Below are 19,076 nucleotides of genomic sequence, written 5' to 3'. Positions count from 1 at the left end.
AACCCGCCCGTCGCAGAACCCCTGAATCCGTTGGGGCCCATATCATCAGGGATATGACAGGCTCTGCAGTTCCCTCCGGACGCTCGAGCAGCGGGGGCACGCCTCGTTCGGGCCGCACCCCTGCCCGGCCCGACATCGCCTCTCTCGAACTGCTGGTGACGATCGCCGAGCGCGGCAGCCTCTCCGCCGCCGCTGCCGCCCTGGACATCGCCCAGCCCAACGCCTCCCGTCAGCTCTCGCGCCTCGAACGCCGCCTGGGCGTGCGCCTGTTCGACCGCGGCGCCCGCGGCACCGACCCGACGGCGGCGGGACAGGTCGCCGTCGAGCATGCACGGCGGGTGCTCGATGCGGCGGATGGTCTGGTCGAGCAGGTGCGGGGCGCGGCCGGCAGCGGTCGGGTGCGGATCGTCGCCTCCCAGACCATCGCCGAGCACCTGATGCCCAGCTTCCTCGCCGCACTGGCGGCCGACCTGCCCGGTGTACCCGCCACCTTCGAGGTGGAGAACACCGCCGGGGTGCTCTCGGCCGTGCGGCGCGGCCGAGCAGACCTCGGATTCGTGGAAGGGGCCGATGACCCCAGTGGGCTGCACAGCCGTGTGATCGGCCACGACCGCCTGATCGCGGTGGTTGCTCCTACCCACCCATGGGCCCACAAGGAGGGTATCGAGGCCGAGGAGCTGGCCGCCACCGCACTGATCGTGCGGGAGGAGGGCTCCGGCACCCGCGATGTGCTGGCCAGGGCACTGGCACCGCGAGCCATCGCCCCACCGGTCCTGGTGCTGCACTCCAACGCCGCGGTGCGCACCGCCGTGGCCGGGGGAGCGGGCTGCGCTCTGCTGAGCGAGCTGGTGGTCACCGCCGACATCCGCGAGGGCCGGCTGGTGCACGTCCCCGTACGAGGGGTGGACCTGCGTCGCTCCCTGCGGGTGGTGTGGGACGGGCCCTGGCCCGCGCGGCTCGACGGCGCACTCCAGGCCCTCGTCGACCAGCAGCGCTGACACCTCCGGCCCGTCATGGGCGAGAATGTGCCCCGTGAGCGGAACCCAGAAGGACCAGACAGAGAACCCTGCCGAGCACAGCGACGCCCGTCCGGTGCAGGAGCGCATCGCCGAGCTCACCGCCCGGATCGAGCAGGCGCGCGTGGAGTACTACGAGAACGACGCGCCCACCCTGTCGGACGCCGAGTACGACCGGCTCGAACGCGAGCTCCGGAAGCTCGAGCAGGCCAACCCTCAGCTCGCCGCGGCTGATTCCCCCACCCAGAGCGTGGGCGGCGCGGTCGCCGCGGGCTTCGCGGCGGTGAAGCACATCGAACGCATGATGAGCCTGGACAACGCCTTCGACCTCGAGGAGATCGACGCCTGGGCGCACCGCGCCGCGGAGGGGCTCGGCGCCGGCGCCGCGGACGTGCGTTACCTGACCGAGCTGAAGATCGACGGCCTGGCCATCTCCCTGGTCTACGAGAACGGCGAACTGGTGCGCGGCGTGACCCGCGGCGACGGGCGCGAGGGCGAGGACGTCACCGCCAACGTGCGCACCATCGACACCGTCCCTGACCGGCTGGACGTCGAGGACCCGCCCGCCCTGCTGGAGGTGCGCGGCGAGGTGTTCTACCCGACCGCCGAGTTCGAGAAGCTCAACGAGCAGCGTCGCGAGGCCGGGCTCGCCGAGTTCGCCAATCCCCGCAACACCGCCGCCGGCTCCCTGCGGCAGAAGGACACCGCAGTCACCGCTTCCAGGGCGCTCGCCGTCTATGTGCACGGCATCGGCGCCCACGAGGGCGTCACCCTGAGCTCGCAGTCCGAGGTGTACGAGCTGCTGGCCTCCTGGGGCCTGCCCACCTCGCCCCATACCCGCGTGCTGGCGACGCTGGAGGAGGTGCGCGAGTTCATCGCCGAGACCGGCGAGCACCGCCATGACGTGGAGCACGAGATCGACGGCGTGGTCATCAAGATCGACTCCTTCGCCCAGCAGCGCGCGCTGGGCTCCACCTCCCGCGCTCCACGGTGGGCGATCGCCTTCAAGTACCCGCCCGAGGAGGTCACCACCAAGCTCCTGGACATCCAGGTCAACGTGGGCCGCACCGGCCGGGTCACCCCCTACGGCGTGATGGAGCCGGTGAAGGTGGCCGGCTCCACCGTGGAGATGGCCACCCTGCACAACCAGTACGACGTGGAGCGCAAGGGCGTGCTGATCGGCGACACCATCGTGCTGCGCAAGGCCGGGGACGTGATCCCGGAGATCATCGGCCCGGTCGAGGCACTGCGCGACGGCACCGAACGCCCCTTCGTGATGCCCACGGACTGCCCCTCCTGCGGCACCCCCATCAAGCCGGAGAAGGAGGGCGACAAGGACTGGCGCTGCCCCAACGCCAAGGACTGCCCCGCCCAGGTCACCGGACGCATCGAGCATGCCGCCTCCCGCGGAGCCTTCGACATCGAGTCCCTGGGCGAGGAGTCCGCGATCGCCCTGACCGACCCGGACAAGCGTCGCGAGCAGGCCCTCACTGCCCTGCGGGCGGGCCACGCGGTCCACGTGCCGATCCGCACCGCCGAGGCCCTGGACTCGGAGTCCTTCGCGGTGATCCGCAACGGCGAGGTCACCGATGGCACCGACGGGGTGCCGCTGCTGCGCATCACCCGCGAGGACGATCCGGCCCTGCCCGCCCCCCAGCAGCCCGTTGTGCGCATCGGCGAGAACCTGTTCGACCTCACCGCCGAGGACCTCCACGAGGTGGTGGTGTGGCAGCCGGAGCGACGAGACGGGGAGCCCACCGGGGACTGGCGCATCGCCCCGGCCTTCTGGTCCCGCCCCACCTGGCGGTACTACAAGCGCGACGCCGAGTGGCGCCAGGTGGGCCAGGAGCGTCCTGCCGCGAACACCCTGAAGCTGATCGAAGAGCTGGAGAAGGCGAAGGCCCAGCCGCTGTGGCGGGTGCTGGTGGCGCTGTCGATCCGCCACGTGGGGCCGACGGCCGCCCGTTCCCTGGCCACCGCCTACGGCTCGATGCAGGCGATCCGCGAGGCGAGCCTGGAGGACCTCTCCGGCACCGACGGCGTGGGCCCGGTGATCGCCGAGTCCGTGCGGGACTGGTTCGCGGTGGACTGGCACGACGCCCTGGTGAAGGCATGGGAGGCAAGCGGCGTGCGCATGGCCGACGACGTCGAGGAGGGTTTCGTGAAGACCTTGGAGGGGCTCACGGTGGTGGTCACCGGCGGCCTGGAAGGCTTCACGCGCGACGGTGCCAAGGAGGCGATCATCTCGCGCGGCGGGAAGGCCTCCGGCTCGGTCTCCAAGAAGACCGACTACGTGGTGGTCGGGGAGAACGCCGGCTCCAAGGCCACCAAGGCCGAGGAGCTGGGCCTGCGGATCCTCGACGAGGCCGGGTTCGTGGCCCTGCTGGCGGACGGTCCTGCCGGCGTCGGCGACACGGAGGCGGAGGACGAGGCAGCTTCCACGGACGAGGACTGATACGCCCTGGCGAGGGCCAACAGGGGATTCAGGCCTGTTGGGCGAGAGCCAGGGGCAGGACCGGGCCGGAACCAGCGCGACGCAGCAGACGCCCGGCGATGGTCATGGTCCAGCGAGTGTCGATCGTGTCGTCCACCAGCAGGATCGGGGCACCGTCCAGCTCGCTGATCGCCTGGGCCAGGGCCGGCGGCACCGTGAAGCGGTCCCACAGTGCGGCCACTCGGAACGCACTGTTGCGTGCCCCGTGGAGGGGCTGCGCGGAGGGGGACAGTCCCAGGTCCCCCAGATCCTGCAGGCGACCCACCCGGGAGATGCCGTCGGCCAAGGAACGCACCAGGCGGGGCCGGGAGAGTGAGGGGACGGCGAGCACGGCGGCCGGCCGCTGCTCCCAGTCCCAGTCGGTGAGCACCTCCACCACCCTCTGGGCGATGCGCGGGGTGACCTCCGCATCGATCGCGTGGCCCTGCTCGTCCACCGTCAGCAGCTCCCGCAGGGGCACCGCCCATCCCAGGTCCGACATCCGGGCCAGCACGCGGCCCTCCTCCACCCGTTCTGCGGGCGGGATGTTCCCCCGCGGGGCCGCCCCGGACTCGGTGCGAACATCCAGGCGGTCCAGGCCCTGTGGCCACTGCTTGCGCGGATCGACGGGGACGCCCACGCGATCCAGCAGGCGGGAGACGGCCTGACGTGAGTCGTCGGCGGGGGACTGCCCGGCGCCGGGCGCCTGCTCGGCGGAACCGGATCGGGCGTCGGCAGCGGTCACGCCGCTGCTGCCGGGCGCCGGGTACCAGGGGCCCGCGCACACGTCGCAGCGGCCGCAGGGCTGTGCGGTCGCATCGTCCAGCTGATGGGCCAGGAACACCATCCGGCACTGCTGCGGCTCACCGGGCTGGAGGCGCTCGTAGTCGAGCATCGCCTGCTGCTCGGCACGGCGGGCGCGGGCCACGTTCTCGTAGCGGGGCGCGTCGTAGGTCCACGGCAGGCCGGTGGTCACCCATCCGCCCTTGACGTTCTGGACCGCGCCTTCCACGGCGAGAACCTTCAGCAGCAGCTCCAGCGGGCTGCGCTTGATGTCCACGCGGGCCTCCAGCGCCGGCGTGGACAGCGGTGTACCGGCGCGCGCCAGCTCGGCGAGGACGGCGTCGGCGGATTCCTGGGAGGGCATCGAGGCGGTGGCGAAGTACTCCCAGATCGCGCGGTCCTCCCGGCCCGGCAGCAGCAGCACGTCAGCAGAGTCGGTGGCGCGACCGGCGCGGCCCACCTGCTGGTAATACGCCACAGGGGAGCTGGGGGCGCCCAGGTGCACCACGAACCCCAGGTCCGGCTTGTCGAAACCCATACCCAGTGCACTGGTGGCTGCGAGCGCCTTGACCTGGTTGTCCTTCAGGGCCTGCTCGAGCGCGGCCCTCTCCTCCGCGTCGGTGCGGCCGGTGTAGGCCCGCACCCGGCGGCCCGGCCGGTCCAGCAGGTCGGCCAGATCTTCCGCGGCCGAGACGGTGAGGGTGTAGATGATGCCTGACCCCGGCAGCTGATCGAGGTGCTCCACCAGGTACTCCAGGCGTGCCCGATCATCGGGAAGGGTCAGGCAGCCCAGACGCAGGGACTCCCGCGTGAGCGGCCCGCGCAGGGTCAGCACCGCCGAGTCCGGAGCAGGCGAGCCCTGAGCAGTGGAACCCTGGGGACCGTTGCTCTGCGCGGGATCACCCTCGAGGGTGGCATCGGTGGTCGCGGTGACACCGAGCTGCTCCTCCACATCCGCCACCACCCGCGAGTTCGCGGTCGCAGTGGTGGCCAGCACGGGCACGGCCGGGTCCAGTTCGGCCACCAGATCACGCAGCCGCCGGTAGTCCGGACGGAAGTCATGGCCCCAGTCGGAGATGCAGTGCGCCTCGTCGATCACCAGCAGGCCGCACCGCTCCACCAGACGCGGCAGCTGCTCCTCACGGAACCGCGGGTTCACCAGGCGTTCCGGGGAGACCAGCAGCACGTCGAGGGAATCTGCTGCGAGGCCCTGTTCGATGTCCCCCCACTCGGTGGGGTTCGCGGAGCTGATCGCCGCAGCCCGTACCCCGGCCCGCTGCGCCGCCGCCACCTGGTCACGCATCAGGGCGATCAGCGGGGAGATGATGAGCGCCGGGCCCATGCCGCGACGGCGCTGCAGCAGAGCCGCCAGGAAGTACACGGCCGACTTCCCCCAACCGGTGCGCTGCACCACCAGCACCCGCCGCCGCTGCTCCACCAGCGCCTGGATCGCCTCGAACTGGCCGTCGTGGAACCGCGCATCCTCACGACCCGTGAGCGCACGGAGGGCCTCGAGCGCCTCCTCGTGCAGAGCTGAGTCCAGCGCGCCTAGATCGGCAGGCGGCTTGGGGCCGGACGGGTCTGAGGTCTGTGACATGGACCCAGTGTGACAACGAGGCCTGACAGATGGTTCGGTCCGTGCCTCCCTGTGGACGATCGATCGCTGGGGAGGACCGTCCAAGGGCGCGCCAGAGGAGTCAGCTGGATGCACGATGACGCCGACACCCCCGGCGGGGAGTGTCGGCGTCACCGGTCGAACGCGGGTCGGCGGATCAGGCCTGGTCGGAGCCTCCGGCAGCCTTCTTCTCCTGGTCCTCGCGAGCCAGGCGCTTAAGCCGCTCCGAGGTGGTCTCCGAGTCCCGCAGCGGATCCTCCTTGGTGGCCAGGGCGCGGCGCATCTTCGCCTCGTACTCCTGGGCCTCGCGGATCCGGGGATCGTCGGAGAGCTCCTCCTTGTCCTCGGGATCGTGGGAGGAGTAGTCGATGTTCGGGTCGACGGACATGGCGGCGATCCTCTTCTCTCGCGGTGTCTCGCAGGGCGTCGCGCACAGCCTACCGGGGGCAGAACTGCCTACTCTCATGCAGATGTCCCCCCGACGCCCCAGACGATCTGCCCCCCGCCACCGTGACCCAGCAAAGACCGATCCACTCTCGCGTGGATATCTGCTGGAGACACTCATCGGTGGGTGGCGGCCACTCGCGCGCCTGGACATCGACGGGTTCGCCCTGTTGCGCTCACGGGGCATCACCCGGCGTGCCAACAGTGCGGTGCCCATCGATCCGCGCGCCCACACCGATGCCCTGGAGGACGCGGTCGCACGCCTCGAAGGAATGTGGGAGGCAGTGCAGGAACCGCCGACGTTCCGGGTCTTCGAGGGCCACGAACCCACCGCCCTCGACGATCTGCTGGTCACCCGCGGCTATGGCACCGCAGGCGCCAGTCATGTCCTCGAGCTGCCACTGACGCCCGCACCACGTGCAGGGGCCGGCCAGGCACCCCCGCACGAAACCGTCGTCGGCGCGCTGGACGAGACCTGGTTCGACGCCGCCTGGCAGCTGGCACCGCGCGACGGCGAGCACGCCCGCAGCACCCTGCACGACATCCTCGCCGGCACCCCCGCCGTTCAGGTGATGGTGCCCGCCCCGGCAGCAGCGAAGGAGCAGGAGCCCATCGGGGTGGGCCGCGCCGCGCTGGTCGAGGCGGGCCGCGAGCGGATCGCCGTGCTGAACATGATCGCCGTGCACCCCGAGCACCGCAGACAGGGCATCGCCAAGGCGCTCTCACGCACCCTGCTCGATTCCGCTGCCCAGCAGGGTGCCACGCGCGCCCTGCTGGAGGTGGAGATCACCAACCCAGCCGCCCATGCCCTGTACAACGGCCTGGGATTCCAGCGGATCACCGGGTACCACTACCGGGTGCGAGCCGCTCCCGGCGAGGCGACCTAGACTGTTCCCATGCCTTCTATCGGACGAGACGACGTCGCACGCCTCGCCGACCTCGCACGGATCCAGCTCACCGATGAGGAGATCGACCGCCTTCCCGGCGAGTTCGACGCCATCATGGACGCTGTCGCCTCCGTCTCCGAGGTCGCCACGGCCGACGTCCCCGCAACCTCCCATCCCATCCCCATGACGAACGTGTTCCGCAAGGACGTCGTCACCGGCACCCTCACCCAGGAGCAGGCGCTCGCCGGTGCTCCCGAGGCCGAGGACGGCCGGTTCGCCGTCCCTCAGATCCTGGGCGAGGAATGAGGAGCGTGAGCACACCCATGAACACTGACATCATCCGCCGCAGCGCCGCCGCCCAGGCCGCTGCGCTGAAGGCCGGGGAGGTCTCCTCCGAGGAGCTCACCCGCGCCCACCTGGACCGCATCGCCGCCGTGGACGGCGACCTGAACGCCTTCCTGCACCTGAACCAGGACGACGCCCTGGCCACCGCCCGTGACATCGACTCCCGCCGCGCCTCCGGTGAGGAGCTGCACGAGCTGGCCGGCGTGCCGATCGCCGTCAAGGACGTCGTGGTCACCGAGGGCATGCCCACCACCGCGGGCTCCAAGATCCTCGAGGGTTGGGTGCCGCCGTACGACGCCACCCTGGTGGAGCGCCTGCGCGCCGCGGGCCTGCCGATCCTCGGCAAGACAAACATGGACGAGTTCGCGATGGGCTCCTCCACCGAGACCAGCGCCTACGGCCCCACCCGCAACCCCTGGGACCGCGACCGCATCCCCGGCGGCTCCGGCGGCGGCAGCTCCGCCGCGGTCGCCGCCTACGAGGCGCCGCTGGCGATCGGCACCGACACCGGTGGCTCCATCCGCCAGCCCGGTGCCGTCACCGGCACCGTGGGCGTCAAGCCCACCTACGGCTCCGTCTCCCGCTACGGTCTGATCGCCATGGCCAGTTCCCTGGACCAGGCCGGCCCCGTGACCCGCACCGTCGAGGACTCCGCCCTGCTGCACGAGCTGATCGCCGGGCACGACCCGCGCGACTCCACCTCACTGCCGGACCCCGTCGGCCCCTACGTCGAGGCAGCGCGTCGACGTGAGGTCAAGGGCCTGCGCATCGGCGTCATCTCCGAGCTCGAGGGCGAAGGCTTCGCCCCCGAGGTGCGCGCTCGCTTCCAGGAGTCCCTGGAGCTGCTGGAGAAGGCCGGCGCCGAAATCGTGCGCGTCTCCTGCCCGAACTTCCAGTACGCGCTCGGGGCGTACTACCTGATCATGCCGTCGGAAGCATCCTCGAACCTCGCCAAGTTCGACGGCATGCGCTTCGGCCTGCGGGTGGTCCCCGAGGGTGGTGCCACCGCTGAGCAGGTCATGGCCGCCACCCGCGGTGCCGGGTTCGGTGCCGAGGTCAAGCGCCGCATCCTGCTGGGCACCTACGCGCTCTCTGCCGGTTATTACGACGCCTACTACGGCAGCGCCCAGAAGGTGCGCACCCTGGTGCAGCGCGACTTCACCACTGCCTTCGAGCAGGTGGACGTGCTGGCCTCGCCCACCGCCCCCACCGTCGCCTTCCGCCTCGGTGAGAAGCTCGACGACCCGATGGCCATGTACCTCAACGACATCGCCACCATCCCCGCCAACCTCGCCGGCACCCCGGGCATCTCGGTGCCCAGCGGCCTGGCCGAGGACGGCCTGCCCGCGGGCATCCAGTTCCTGGCCCCCGCCCGGGCCGATGAGCGCCTGTACCGCGTGGGCGGCACCCTGGAGGCGCTGCTCGAGGACGCCTGGGGCGGTCCGCTGCTGGCCAAGGCCCCCGAGCTCGCAGGAGGAACCAAGTGATGAGCACCGCTGATACCACCGAGCTGGTGGACTACGACGAGGCCGTGGACCGCTACGACCCCGTGCTCGGCATCGAGGTGCACGTGGAGCTGGGCACCGACACCAAGATGTTCGACGGCGCCCCCAACGTGTTCGCCGCCGAGCCGAACACCGCCATCACCCCGGTGTCCCTGGGCCTGCCCGGCACGCTGCCGGTGGTCAACGGCACCGCGATCGAGTACGCGATCAAGATCGGCCTGGCCCTGAACTGCCAGATCGCCGAGACCTGCCGCTTCTCCCGCAAGCAGTACTTCTACCCCGACCTCACCAAGAACTTCCAGACCTCCCAGTACGACGAGCCGATCGCCTTCGACGGGTGGATCGACGTGGAGCTGGAGGACGGCGAGACGGTGCGCGTCCAGATCGAGCGCGCGCACATGGAGGAGGACGCCGGGAAGAACACCCACCTGGGTGGCGCTGCCGGTCGTATCCAGGGCGCCACCCGCTCCCTGGTGGACTACAACCGTGCCGGTGTGCCGCTGGTGGAGATCGTCACCCGCCCCATCGAGGGCGTGGGGGAGCGGGCTCCCGAAGTGGCCGCCGCCTACGTGCGCACCCTGCGCGACATCTTCCGCACCCTGGAGGTCTCCGAGGCCCGCATGGAGCGCGGCAACGTGCGTGCGGACATCAACGTGTCCCTGCGTCCGGAGCCGGAATCCCCGCTGGGCACCCGCACCGAGACCAAGAACGTCAACTCCTTCCGCTCCATCGAGCGCACAGTGCGGTTCGAGATCTCCCGTCAAGCGGGGATCCTCGACGCCGGTGGGACGGTGATCCAGGAGACGCGTCACTTCCACGAGGACACCGGGCACACATCCTCGGGCCGCGTGAAGTCCGACGCGGAGGACTACCGCTACTTCCCCGAGCCGGACCTGGTGCCCGTGGCGCCCAGCCGCGAGTGGGTCGAGGAGATCCGCGCGACCCTTCCCGAGCTGCCGGCGGCTCGCCGTCGCCGCCTGATTGGCGAGTGGGGCTTCACCGACCTGGAGATGCGCGACGTCATCAACGCCGGGGCACTGGATCTCATCGAGTCCACCGTCGCCGCCGGCACCAGCGCCCAGGCCGCCCGCAAGTGGTGGATGGGCGAACTTGCCCGCACCGCCAAGGAGCAGGACCTCGAGCTCGAGCAGCTGGCCGTCACCCCGGGGCAGATCGCGGAGCTGCAGGGTCTGGTGGACGGCAAGAAGATCAACGACAAGATCGCCAAGCAGGTGCTCGGCAAGGTGCTGGAGGCCAAGGGCGACCCTGCCACGATCGTGGAGAGCGAGGGCCTGGCCGTCGTCTCCGACGACTCCGTTCTCACCGGAGCCGTTGATCAGGCGATCGCCGACAACCCCGAGGTGGTCGAGAAGATCCGCGGCGGCAAGGTGCAGGCGATCGGCGCGCTGATCGGCCCGATCATGAAGGCCACCCGCGGCCAGGCCGACGCCGGCCGGGTGCGGGAGATCATCATGGAACGACTCGGTGTGAGCTGAGGCCCTTCCGGTCCTGCTCGACGGCCCGCCCCCGTGTTCTGAACTGGTCACCGGTTCAGTGCGGGGGCGGGCCGTTCCAGTTCTCTCACGGACCGCCGATAATGCTCACGTGTGTGCGGTCACTGCAGTTGTGAACATTGTGTGAAGAAGGGGTCACGACCCGATCACATCCTCAATGGTCAAGGATTCCATCAGAACAGCATCTGACCTGGTGGGACGGCTGTTCAGGGGGTGGCGCACAGGGGTTACCCAGTGGGTACAGGGCCTCCCTACAGTAAAGACGCCCACATCGCAGCAGCTGTCGACCGAACAGTCGGCAGGCGTTGCGGCGCGTCCTCGACCAGGTGCCGACGACTCCGTGGATCACGACCCCCAGGTCGTGGCTAACGAGGTCGGAGGGATCCCGAGACCGGCGTGCAGACGAGACCACCACGCGGAGAACCCGCCCGAGGAGCAGCCTGCTTATGAACGAGATCGACGCCTGGATCGAGAGGGTCTTCGGACCTGTCGCCACCTGGCTCAGCAATATCGTCTTCTTCGAGATCGATGTCGCCGGGGGAATCCCCATTATCGTCGTGTGGCTGATGGCCGCCGCGGTGTTCCTCACCGTGTGGCTGCGATTCCAGCCCATCACCGGTCTGAAGCATTCGATCAAGGTGATCCGCGGCAAGTACACCGCCAAGACGGATCCCGGTGAGGTCTCGAGCTTCCAGGCCCTGGCCACCGAGCTCTCCGGCACCGTCGGCCTGGGCAACATCGCCGGCGTGGCCGTCGCGATCGTCGCCGGCGGCCCCGGCGCCGCCCTGTGGATCGCCATCTTCGGCTTCTTCGGCATGAGCGTGAAGATGGCCGAGGCCACCCTGGGCGTCATGTTCCGCAAGGTCAATGCGGACGGCACCACCGAGGGTGGGCCGATGTACTTCCTGCGTGACGGCCTCGCCTCCATCGGTCGCAAGAAGCTGGGCGGCGTGCTCGCCACCATGTACGCGATCTTCGCCCTGGTGGGTGTGTTCGGCGCCGGCAACCTGTTCCAGGCCAACCAGGTCGCAGCGATCGTCTCCTCCGGTATCGGCAGTGAGTTCCTGGTCAACAACAAGTGGCTGATCGGCGTGGTCATGGCCATCCTGGTGGGCATCGTGATCCTGGGTGGCGTGAAGGCCATCGCTCGCTGGACCTCCGCGCTCACGCCCGCCATGGCCGTGCTCTACGTGCTGTGCGTGCTGCTGATCGTGGTGCTGAACATCGAGGCCGTGCCGAACGCGATCGGCCAGATCTTCTCCGGTGCGTTCACCGCTGAGGGTGTGACCGGTGGCATCATCGGTGTGGCCGTGGTGGGCATCCAGCGTGCCCTGTTCTCCAACGCCGCGGGCGTGGGCTCGGCCGCGATGGCGCACAGCGCCTCCAAGACCAAGGAGCCGGCGACCGAGGGCTTCACCGCCATGTGGGAGCCGCTGATCGACTCGGTGGTGGTCTGCATGCTCACCGCTATCGCGATCGTGGTCACCGGCGTGTACACCACCGGCGGTGAGGACGGCGTCCAGCTGACCAGCCAGGCCTTCGGCACCGTCGCACCCTGGTTCCCGTACGTGCTGCTGGTGGCCGTGGCCCTGTTCGGCTTCTCCACCGTGCTGGCCTACGCCTACTACGGCGAGCTGAACGCCATGTACCTGTTCGGCTCCACGAAGTCCGTGCAGACCACCTTCCGGGTGATCTGGGCCCTGGCCGTCGTGGTCGGCGCCGCCATCTCCCTGGACTCGGTGATCGCGTTCTCCGACGCCATGTTCTTCCTGATGGCCGTCCCGAACCTGCTGGGCATCTACTTCCTGGCCAAGGTGCTGCGCCTGGAGATCCTGCGGCACAAGTACCGTGCCTCTACCGGCGCCCTCGGCGAGGTGGATGAGGATCTGCAGGTGGGCATGCGCGACCACGAGCCCACCGAGGAGCAGGTCGCCCAGGCCGAGCTCGCCGAGCGCGAGGAGCAGCAGCGCATCACCGAGGTGCGCCGCACCCTCTCCGACGATCCGGATTTCCCGGTGCGCGCCGATCATCACGGCGAGGACCTGACCTCCCCGATGGGGGCGCCGGCCGAGCCGATCCCGGAGACCGGCCAGTTCCCGGCCGTCGCGGAGGAGGGCGGTTCGCATGTCGCCGGTGGCGCTGCCACGGCGACGGCCACGGCCGGTGACCGCATCCCCGGTGCACCCCAGGACATCGACGGCACCCCCTCGCGGGACGCCTGAGCCCAGAGTCCGGATCTTTGTGCAGGTCCCGCCCGTCCTGACCGCATACGGTCGACGTACGAGCGGACGGGGCCGGACCCTGCGGGGTCCGGCCCCGTCCGTGTCCACGACGCGGAGGGGATGGGGCCATGCCGAACATCGACGAGCTGATCGAGAGGTTCATGGGCCCGGCCGCCGACGTGATGAGCGCGGTCGTCTTCTTTGAGATCCCCTCTTCGGCGGGCTGCCGATCATCGTGCTGTGGCTCGCGATCGGCGCGCTGTTCATGACGGTGTGGCTGCGCTTCCAGCCGATCAGCGGATTCCGGGCGTCCATGCAGGTGATCCGAGGGAAGTTCAGCGCCCGGGCCGACCCCGGTGAGGTCTCCAGCTTCCAGGCACTGGCCACCGAGCTGTCCGGCACCGTGGGCCTGGGCAACATCGCCGGCGTGGCGGTGGCCGTGTCCCTGGGCGGCCCGGGCGCGGCGCTGTGGATCGCGGCCTTCGGCGTCCTGGGCATGAGCATGAAGATGGCCGAGGCCACGCTGGGGTCGAAGTTCCGGGAAATCCGCGAGGACGGCAGCATCCAGGGTGGCCCCATGGTCTACCTGCGCGACGGCCTCGCCTCCATCGGCTACCGCCGCCTGGGCGTCGTGCTGGGCTCGGCGTACGCCGTGTTCACTGTGCTGGGCGCCTTCGGCGCGGACCTGTTCCAGACCAACCAGGTGGCGGCCATCGTCGCCGACTCCAGCGGCAGCGAGTTCCTGCAGGGCAACACCTGGCTGCTCGGTGCGGTCATCGCGGCGCTGGTGGGCATCGCGATCTTCGGCGGGGTCACCTCGATCGCCCGCTGGACCTCCCGCATCATGCCGGCGATGGCGATCGTCTACATGCTGTGCGTGTTCGCCGTGATCGTCGTGAACCTCGACAATGTCCCCGCTGCTCTGGGCGCGATGGTCGAGGGCGTGTTCACCGGTGAGGGCATCGCCGGTGGCGTGGTCGGCGTGGCGATCGTCGGCATCCAGCGAGCCCTGTTCTCCAACGGCGCGGGTGTCGGCACCGCCGGCATGGCGCATTCCGCCTCCAAGACCAAGCATCCCGCCACCGAGGGCCTGACGGCGATGTGGGAGCCGCTGATCGACTCGGTGGTGGTCTGCATGCTCACCGCCATCGCCATCGTGGTCACCGGCAAGCACCTCGCGGGATCCGGTGAGAACACCGAGGGCGTGCAGCTGACCGCCTCGGCCTTCAGCACCGTCGCCGACTGGTTCCCCCTGCTGCTCACCCTGGCAGTGGCACTCTTCGGCTACTCCACCCTGCTGGCCTACGCCTACTACGGTGAGCAGGCACTGACGTACCTCTTCGGCTACAAGAAGTCCATCATCTACACCTTCCGCGTGCTGGGGATCGTCGGTGCAGTGATCGGTTCGGCCGCCTCCCTCGACGCCGTGATCGCCTTCGGCGATGCGTCGTTCTTCCTGATGGCGGTCCCCAACATCCTGGGCATCTACTTCCTGGCGAAGGTGGTGCGCCTGGAGATCTTCGGGTTCAACCGCCGTCTGTGTGCCGGGTCCATCGAAGCGGTCGAGGACGAGGACCTGCGGGTTGGGCTGGTCTCGGAGGACCCGACCCCAGAGCAGACGCAGCGAGCGGAGAAGGAGGAGCGCGCGGAGAAGGAGCGCCTGCGCACCCTGCACCGCACGCTTGAGTATTCGTAGTCGTGGGAGCCACCGAATCTTGCTCTTGGGGACCGCCGATCGTGCCGACGGGGGCCAGTAGCCGCCGCGGTGGGGACCACTGGCTCCCGCCGGCATCGGGTCACTGGGGCAGTGCGGTGTGTTCTCGCATGTTCCTGTCGCCGGTGTCGATCCAGATTGTGTTGTGCACGATGCGGTCCATGATCGCATCGGCGTGGACTGCTCCACCGAGCCGGGCGTGCCAGTCCTTCTTCGGGTACTGGGTGCAGAACACGGTCGAGCCGGTGTCATAGCGGCGCTCGAGCAGTTCCAGCAGCATCGAACGCATTCCCTCGTCAGGATGGTCCAGCAGCCACTCGTCGATCACCAGCAGCGAGAACGTGGAGTACTTCCGCAGGAACTTCGTCTGGCCCTGCGGCTTGTCCTTTGCCAGGGCCCAGGCCTCTTCGAGGTCGGGCATTCGGATGTAGTGGGCTCGGAGCCGGTGCTGGCAGGCCTGCTTCGCCAGCGCGCAGCCGAGGTAGGACTTCCCTGAGCCGGTGAAGCCCTGGAAGACCACGTTCTGTTGCCGCTGGATGAAGGAGCAGGTTGCCAGTTGCGCGATCACGTTCCGGTTCAGTCCCCGTTCCTCGACCAGATCCAGCCGCCGCAGGTCCGCTCCGGGATAACGCAGCCCCGCCCGGCGGATCAGACCCTCGACCTTTCCATGATTGAAGATGGAATGCGCCTCGTCCACGATCAGCTGGAGCCGTTCCTGGAACGACATCCCCAGCACGTGAGCCTCATCCTGGGCATCGATCGCGTCCAGCAGCGCGGTCGCGCCCATCTCGCGCAGCTTCCGCTTCGTGTCGTTATCGATCACGCTCACCGGACACCTCCGGCGTAGTAGTCGGCGCCACGGACGTATCCGCCGTCTTCCGCGGGTTCCTCGCGGGGTGGACGCAGGGCGGCGACCTTGTCCTGCCCGGTGGCCAAGATCGGGTGCAGATGCGCATAGCGCGGTGAACGGACCCGTCCCGTCAGCGCGAGTGCGCAGGCCGCCTCGACCCGATCTACGGAGAAGCGGCGAGAGAGCCGTAGCACCGCCAACGCGGGATCCAGGCCCTGTTCCACGATCGGCACGGACTCGAAGATCCGCTGGATCACGATCACCGTGGCCGGCCCGACCCGATCTGCCCACGCCCGCACCCTCTGCGCGTCCCAGGCCTGGAAACGCTCGCCCGCAGGTAGGTCCGCGTCGTTGGTGCGGTACTCATTGCTCGCGGTCTCCGGGAGCAGCAGGTGACTGGTCAGTCGCTGGCTGCCCTGATAGATCTCCAGCGTCCGGGCCGTGATGCGCAGATCGACCTTCGCGCCGATGTGCGCGAACGGCGCGGAGTAGAAGTTCCGCGCGAACGTGACGTGCCCGTTCCTGCCCACTCGTCGTCCGTAGTGCCATGTCGAGATCTCGTAGGGCACCGCCGGCAGCGGCGTCAGCAGCGGCCGCTCCTCCGCGTCGAACACGCTGGCGCGGGATCCGGGCCGCTTCTGGAACGGCTCCGCGTTATAGGCCTCCATCCGCTGCCCGATGGCGGCTGCAAGTTCGGGCAGGGACGTGAATCGCTGATCCCGCAGCCCGGCGATGACCCAGGTCGCGACGTGCGCGACGGTGTTCTCCACGCTCGCCTTGTCTTTCGGTTTCCGCACCCTCCCCGGGAGCACCGCCGCCGAGTAATGCGCTGCCATCTCGCGATACGCATCGTTCAGGACGATCTCGCCCTCGCGGGGGTGCTTCACCACACCGGTCTTGAGGTTGTCCGGAACGATCCTCGGGACCGTCCCGCCCAGCGCCTCGAACATCGCTACGTGCGCTCGCAGCCAGGACTCCTGGCGCATATCCAGCGCCGGGAAGCAGAACGCGTAACGAGAAAAAGGCAGGCAGGCAACGAACAAGAACACCTTCGAGACCTCGCCGGTGACCGGATCGGCCAGCTCCATCGTGGGGCCGGACCAGTCGACCTCCACGCTCTGGCCGGCCTTGTGACCGACTCTCGAAGCGGCACCGGTGACCATGACGTGGTGCTGGTAGGTGCGGCAAAACCGGTCATACCCCATCGCCGGATCCCCAGCCGCCGTGGTCGCGTCGAAGTACTCGCCGTGCAACAGCTTCAGCGTCACGCCGACCCTGGCCATCTCTCGATGGACCTGTTCCCAGTCCGGCTGTGCGAACACGCTCTCGTGCTCGCCCCGGCCCGGGAACAACCGGGCATACACCTGCTCATCGGCGACGTCCGCGATATCGCCCCACCCGATCCCTGCAGCGTCAGCGGCCTCGAACACCGCCCTCACGGACTTGCGGGACATGCCCTGCGAGGACGAAATCGCTCGCCCCGACAGACCTTCTGCGCGCAGCTGGAGCACCAGCTTCGCCCTGATCTTCCGTACCATTCCAGATTGCTCCTTCCGCCGCGTGCCCTATACACACGGCGGAAGGAGCGTAGACAGAGCGGCCCCAACGACACCACTGGTGGTCCCGAACGACGCCACCGCTACGGCAGCGACGTGGCACCCGAACCCTCGATCAGCGGACCCCAGCGAGGCGAATATTCAACGCTCTCGGACGACCCGCACTTCCCGGTGCGCGCCGCCCACCACGGAGACGACCTCGCCTCACCGATGGGCACCCCCGATGAGCCGATCCCGGACACCGGACAGTTCCTGGCGGTCGAGGAGCGGCGCAGCGAGGGCGATGGGGGAGCGGGGAGTGGGCCCGCCGGCGGTGGATCGCACCGCGCCGACTGAGGCACAGGTGAGGAGGGCCTGGACCTTCGCCCTGTCCGTTCGTCCAGTTCGCAGGCGTCAGCGAGTGGTACGGGCGGCTGCGACCACGACGTCGGTGCCGTCGGACGAGATCAGCACCGTGTAGGTGGCGTTCGGATCCCTGGGGTTGGAGCCGCTTTCCCAGCGCATTCCCGTGTGCACCTCCTCCGGCGCTATGCGCGGGGAGATGGGGGCCCCGTCCTCACTGACGGGGAGGCCGTTCGTACCTTCCCCGAAGGCATCGGCCATCCACGTCTGCACCGTCTCGGCGCTGCCCGTGAAGGTGACTCGCAGACTCCATTCGAGGAGTTCGGTGTTGACGATTCCTTCGCTGAGAGTCAGTTCTGCGTCGGGGACAGGCAGGCCCACAGCGGTGAGTGCTTCTTCAGGAGTACTGGGCTTGCTTGTCATAGCCGTGGTCTTCTCGCTCTTCGGATCGGAAATGCTGCAGGCCGTCAGCAGTGACGGTGGAACCAAGCTCAGAGCCCCGATGAGGGCGATTCGACGTCTCATGGCCCTGTCGTCCTTCTTGCGGTCGATCCGTGAAGAAGGAACTCCTTGGCAAGACCCGCTCGATGCAACTCGGCGAGCTGCTGATCCGTGACGGTCGGGTCGAACGGTCCCGGCAAGTCGATAACTGTGGACTTGGATCCGTCCCAGTTGTACTGGTCACGGTAGTGGAGTGTGGTGTCCATTTCGAATCTCCATTCGGGATGATTGGCATCCGGTGGATAAACGGTGACCTGCCCATGCATGGAATAGTTTCCAGATCCGGTGGCGTAGTACCAGTTGTGGGATGCCGCTTCCACGCCGGGCCAGCCTGTTTGTACGGGAAATGTCACTGGACCCTCGATGCCGGATGTCTTGGCCCTCTCGATCGCCGCCAATCCGATGCTTCGTTCTCTCGACTGTATGGCAGTGCGGATCTCGGACTCGTCCTCCAGATATGCGTCGAGATCCATTTGCTTGTCCGCGCCAGAGTTGCTAAGGAAGTGAAGAAGGTTGTCCGAGGCGTCGGGCCAGGTCGATGACATGAGGGTCGCGGCCAATGTTGCGGCCTCATGGGATGCGTGGTCGGCAATAGTTGCATCCTCACTGGACCAGTCGCAGGCGCCGGGATCAACAGGATGCCATTCCGTCATCCCCGGGTCATTTGCAGTTGTGCCTGGCACTGGGTCGCCGAGACCGTCAGGGAGTCCGGATCCCAGTGGCCCGTCGGGGGGCCCGACTTCACTTCCATCGCCACGACGGTCATGCGCACGACCACCCTCGCGCCCCGCCCTGCTCGGTGTCTCCGGTCTTGGTGAAGCCGGGGGAGGGAGATGGGTCTGCACGCCCACGGGGTCAGAGGCCGCAGAGGCGCCGTCCTGTTCATCCGCATGAGCATCGGCTTCGCCGGCCAGGGTGCTGAACCCGGACGTCACGTCGATGAGGACAGGGAGAACGTCGGTGCGGACCGCGATTCGGAAGCTGTCACCGTCTGGCCCTTTCCAGATCGGGTCGCATTGGGCTGCCGGCTCCAGAATCGATCGAGTTCGCTCCAGCGCCTCTTGCCGGTCACGGAGGAGTTGAGCGAAACGTCGAACGGCTTCCGGATCGCTCCCCAGAAATGACGACATGCCCCGGCCTTACTCCTGGCGATCTCTACGTCGTAGAAGTATGGGGCTGCGGCCGTACGGTGTCGATGGGGAGAACTTCCCTGTGGGAAGAGACGGCGGGCACGCGTCCCGCAGTCCCGCGCGCCTCCGACAGGCCTGCATGTCAACCGACGACCGCGTGTCCACATCGTGAGCCTCAC

Annotated in this window: 16 protein-coding genes; 10 read left to right on the top strand and 6 right to left on the bottom strand. The window is 68.7% G+C overall.

The features are described 5' to 3' along the window. Positions 1–53 precede the first annotated feature (53 nt). Positions 54–998 carry a LysR family transcriptional regulator gene (locus JOD52_RS09290; protein ID WP_204409619.1) on the top strand — a complete coding sequence of 315 codons (945 nt, stop codon included), beginning with the start codon at positions 54–56 and terminating at the stop codon, positions 996–998. 25 nt (positions 999–1,023) lie between these two features. Beyond that, positions 1,024–3,471 carry an NAD-dependent DNA ligase LigA gene (gene ligA, locus JOD52_RS09285; protein ID WP_239551852.1) on the top strand — a complete coding sequence of 816 codons (2,448 nt, stop codon included), beginning with the start codon at positions 1,024–1,026 and terminating at the stop codon, positions 3,469–3,471. 28 nt (positions 3,472–3,499) lie between these two features. On the opposite strand, the gene JOD52_RS09280 is transcribed toward ligA, so the two are convergent. Beyond that, positions 3,500–5,869, bottom strand: coding sequence for a RecQ family ATP-dependent DNA helicase (locus tag JOD52_RS09280; RefSeq protein ID WP_017823930.1), 2,370 nt, complete (start codon positions 5,867–5,869; stop codon positions 3,500–3,502). Positions 5,870–6,044: 175 nt separating this feature from the next. Continuing rightward, positions 6,045–6,275: a hypothetical protein gene (locus JOD52_RS09275; RefSeq protein ID WP_017823931.1), complete on the bottom strand. Its 231-nt coding sequence runs from the start codon at positions 6,273–6,275 to the stop codon at positions 6,045–6,047. Here JOD52_RS09275 and JOD52_RS17725 point away from each other — a divergent pair. The 6 genes from JOD52_RS17725 to JOD52_RS09245 all read left to right on the top strand — a co-directional run bounded on the left by JOD52_RS17725 (position 6,256) and on the right by JOD52_RS09245 (position 14,500). Next, complete coding sequence (locus tag JOD52_RS17725; protein WP_083871785.1) at positions 6,256–7,218, top strand: GNAT family N-acetyltransferase; 963 nt, start codon at positions 6,256–6,258, stop codon at positions 7,216–7,218. The two genes, JOD52_RS09275 and JOD52_RS17725, sit on opposite strands and share 20 nt — an antisense overlap. 9 nt (positions 7,219–7,227) lie before the next feature. Next, positions 7,228–7,524 carry an Asp-tRNA(Asn)/Glu-tRNA(Gln) amidotransferase subunit GatC gene (gatC, locus tag JOD52_RS09265; RefSeq protein WP_017823933.1) on the top strand — a complete coding sequence of 99 codons (297 nt, stop codon included), beginning with the start codon at positions 7,228–7,230 and terminating at the stop codon, positions 7,522–7,524. 17 nt (positions 7,525–7,541) lie between these two features. Further along, positions 7,542–9,050, top strand: a complete 1,509-nt coding sequence (gatA, locus tag JOD52_RS09260) for an Asp-tRNA(Asn)/Glu-tRNA(Gln) amidotransferase subunit GatA (RefSeq protein ID WP_017823934.1) — start codon at positions 7,542–7,544, stop codon at positions 9,048–9,050. Further along, complete coding sequence (gene gatB, locus JOD52_RS09255; RefSeq protein WP_017823935.1) at positions 9,050–10,564, top strand: Asp-tRNA(Asn)/Glu-tRNA(Gln) amidotransferase subunit GatB; 1,515 nt, start codon at positions 9,050–9,052, stop codon at positions 10,562–10,564. The genes gatA and gatB overlap by 1 nt, the downstream gene beginning before the upstream one ends. A 464-nt stretch (positions 10,565–11,028) precedes the next feature. Next, on the top strand, positions 11,029–12,804 hold the full coding sequence (locus tag JOD52_RS09250; protein WP_204409617.1) for an alanine/glycine:cation symporter family protein: 1,776 nt from the start codon (positions 11,029–11,031) through the stop codon (positions 12,802–12,804). Positions 12,805–13,039: 235 nt separating this feature from the next. Beyond that, a complete protein-coding gene (locus tag JOD52_RS09245; protein WP_338124074.1) occupies positions 13,040–14,500 on the top strand; it encodes an alanine/glycine:cation symporter family protein in 1,461 nt (486 codons plus the stop codon). 100 nt (positions 14,501–14,600) lie between these two features. Here the strand turns inward: JOD52_RS09245 and JOD52_RS09240 are convergent, their stop codons facing one another. Together JOD52_RS09240 and istA are read right to left on the bottom strand one after the other, a co-directional pair. Beyond that, on the bottom strand, positions 14,601–15,347 hold the full coding sequence (locus JOD52_RS09240; protein WP_338124028.1) for an ATP-binding protein: 747 nt from the start codon (positions 15,345–15,347) through the stop codon (positions 14,601–14,603). Beyond that, a complete protein-coding gene (istA, locus tag JOD52_RS09235) occupies positions 15,344–16,906 on the bottom strand; it encodes an IS21 family transposase (RefSeq protein ID WP_204408388.1) in 1,563 nt (520 codons plus the stop codon). Before istA ends, JOD52_RS09240 begins: the two co-directional genes overlap by 4 nt. Positions 16,907–17,020: 114 nt before the next feature. Between istA and JOD52_RS09230 the strand changes: the two genes are divergently transcribed. After that, positions 17,021–17,260 carry a hypothetical protein gene (locus JOD52_RS09230; RefSeq protein ID WP_204409616.1) on the top strand — a complete coding sequence of 80 codons (240 nt, stop codon included), beginning with the start codon at positions 17,021–17,023 and terminating at the stop codon, positions 17,258–17,260. Between the two features lie 57 nt (positions 17,261–17,317). Here the strand turns inward: JOD52_RS09230 and JOD52_RS09225 are convergent, their stop codons facing one another. Both JOD52_RS09225 and JOD52_RS09220 read right to left on the bottom strand, forming a co-directional pair. Continuing rightward, positions 17,318–17,791: a hypothetical protein gene (locus tag JOD52_RS09225; RefSeq protein ID WP_204409615.1), complete on the bottom strand. Its 474-nt coding sequence runs from the start codon at positions 17,789–17,791 to the stop codon at positions 17,318–17,320. Then, a complete protein-coding gene (locus JOD52_RS09220) occupies positions 17,788–18,420 on the bottom strand; it encodes a hypothetical protein (RefSeq protein WP_204409614.1) in 633 nt (210 codons plus the stop codon). The genes JOD52_RS09225 and JOD52_RS09220 overlap by 4 nt, the downstream gene beginning before the upstream one ends. A 180-nt stretch (positions 18,421–18,600) precedes the next feature. Here JOD52_RS09220 and JOD52_RS09215 point away from each other — a divergent pair, with 180 nt between their 5' ends. Beyond that, positions 18,601–18,891, top strand: a complete 291-nt coding sequence (locus JOD52_RS09215; RefSeq protein WP_204409612.1) for a hypothetical protein — start codon at positions 18,601–18,603, stop codon at positions 18,889–18,891. Positions 18,892–19,076 lie beyond the last annotated feature (185 nt).

Origin of the sequence: Brachybacterium muris (genome assembly GCF_016907455.1) — a bacterium.
GTDB classification, from domain to species: domain Bacteria; phylum Actinomycetota; class Actinomycetes; order Actinomycetales; family Dermabacteraceae; genus Brachybacterium; species Brachybacterium muris.
This window is presented reverse-complemented; position numbering and strand designations above follow the sequence as displayed.

Bases quoted from the DNA above. Each gene is read 5' to 3' on its own strand.
- JOD52_RS09290 (WP_204409619.1), top strand. From the start codon at position 54: ATGACAGGCTCTGCAGTTCCCTCCGGACGCTCGAGCAGCGGGGGCACG.
- ligA (WP_239551852.1), top strand. From the start codon at position 1,024: ATGTGCCCCGTGAGCGGAACCCAGAAGGACCAGACAGAGAACCCTGCC.
- JOD52_RS09280 (WP_017823930.1), bottom strand. From the start codon at position 5,869: ATGTCACAGACCTCAGACCCGTCCGGCCCCAAGCCGCCTGCCGATCTA.
- JOD52_RS17725 (WP_083871785.1), top strand. From the start codon at position 6,256: ATGTTCGGGTCGACGGACATGGCGGCGATCCTCTTCTCTCGCGGTGTC.
- JOD52_RS09275 (WP_017823931.1), bottom strand. From the start codon at position 6,275: ATGTCCGTCGACCCGAACATCGACTACTCCTCCCACGATCCCGAGGAC.
- gatC (WP_017823933.1), top strand. From the start codon at position 7,228: ATGCCTTCTATCGGACGAGACGACGTCGCACGCCTCGCCGACCTCGCA.
- gatA (WP_017823934.1), top strand. From the start codon at position 7,542: ATGAACACTGACATCATCCGCCGCAGCGCCGCCGCCCAGGCCGCTGCG.
- gatB (WP_017823935.1), top strand. From the start codon at position 9,050: ATGAGCACCGCTGATACCACCGAGCTGGTGGACTACGACGAGGCCGTG.
- JOD52_RS09250 (WP_204409617.1), top strand. From the start codon at position 11,029: ATGAACGAGATCGACGCCTGGATCGAGAGGGTCTTCGGACCTGTCGCC.
- istA (WP_204408388.1), bottom strand. From the start codon at position 16,906: ATGGTACGGAAGATCAGGGCGAAGCTGGTGCTCCAGCTGCGCGCAGAA.
- JOD52_RS09225 (WP_204409615.1), bottom strand. From the start codon at position 17,791: ATGAGACGTCGAATCGCCCTCATCGGGGCTCTGAGCTTGGTTCCACCG.
- JOD52_RS09220 (WP_204409614.1), bottom strand. From the start codon at position 18,420: ATGACGGAATGGCATCCTGTTGATCCCGGCGCCTGCGACTGGTCCAGT.
- JOD52_RS09215 (WP_204409612.1), top strand. From the start codon at position 18,601: ATGGGTCTGCACGCCCACGGGGTCAGAGGCCGCAGAGGCGCCGTCCTG.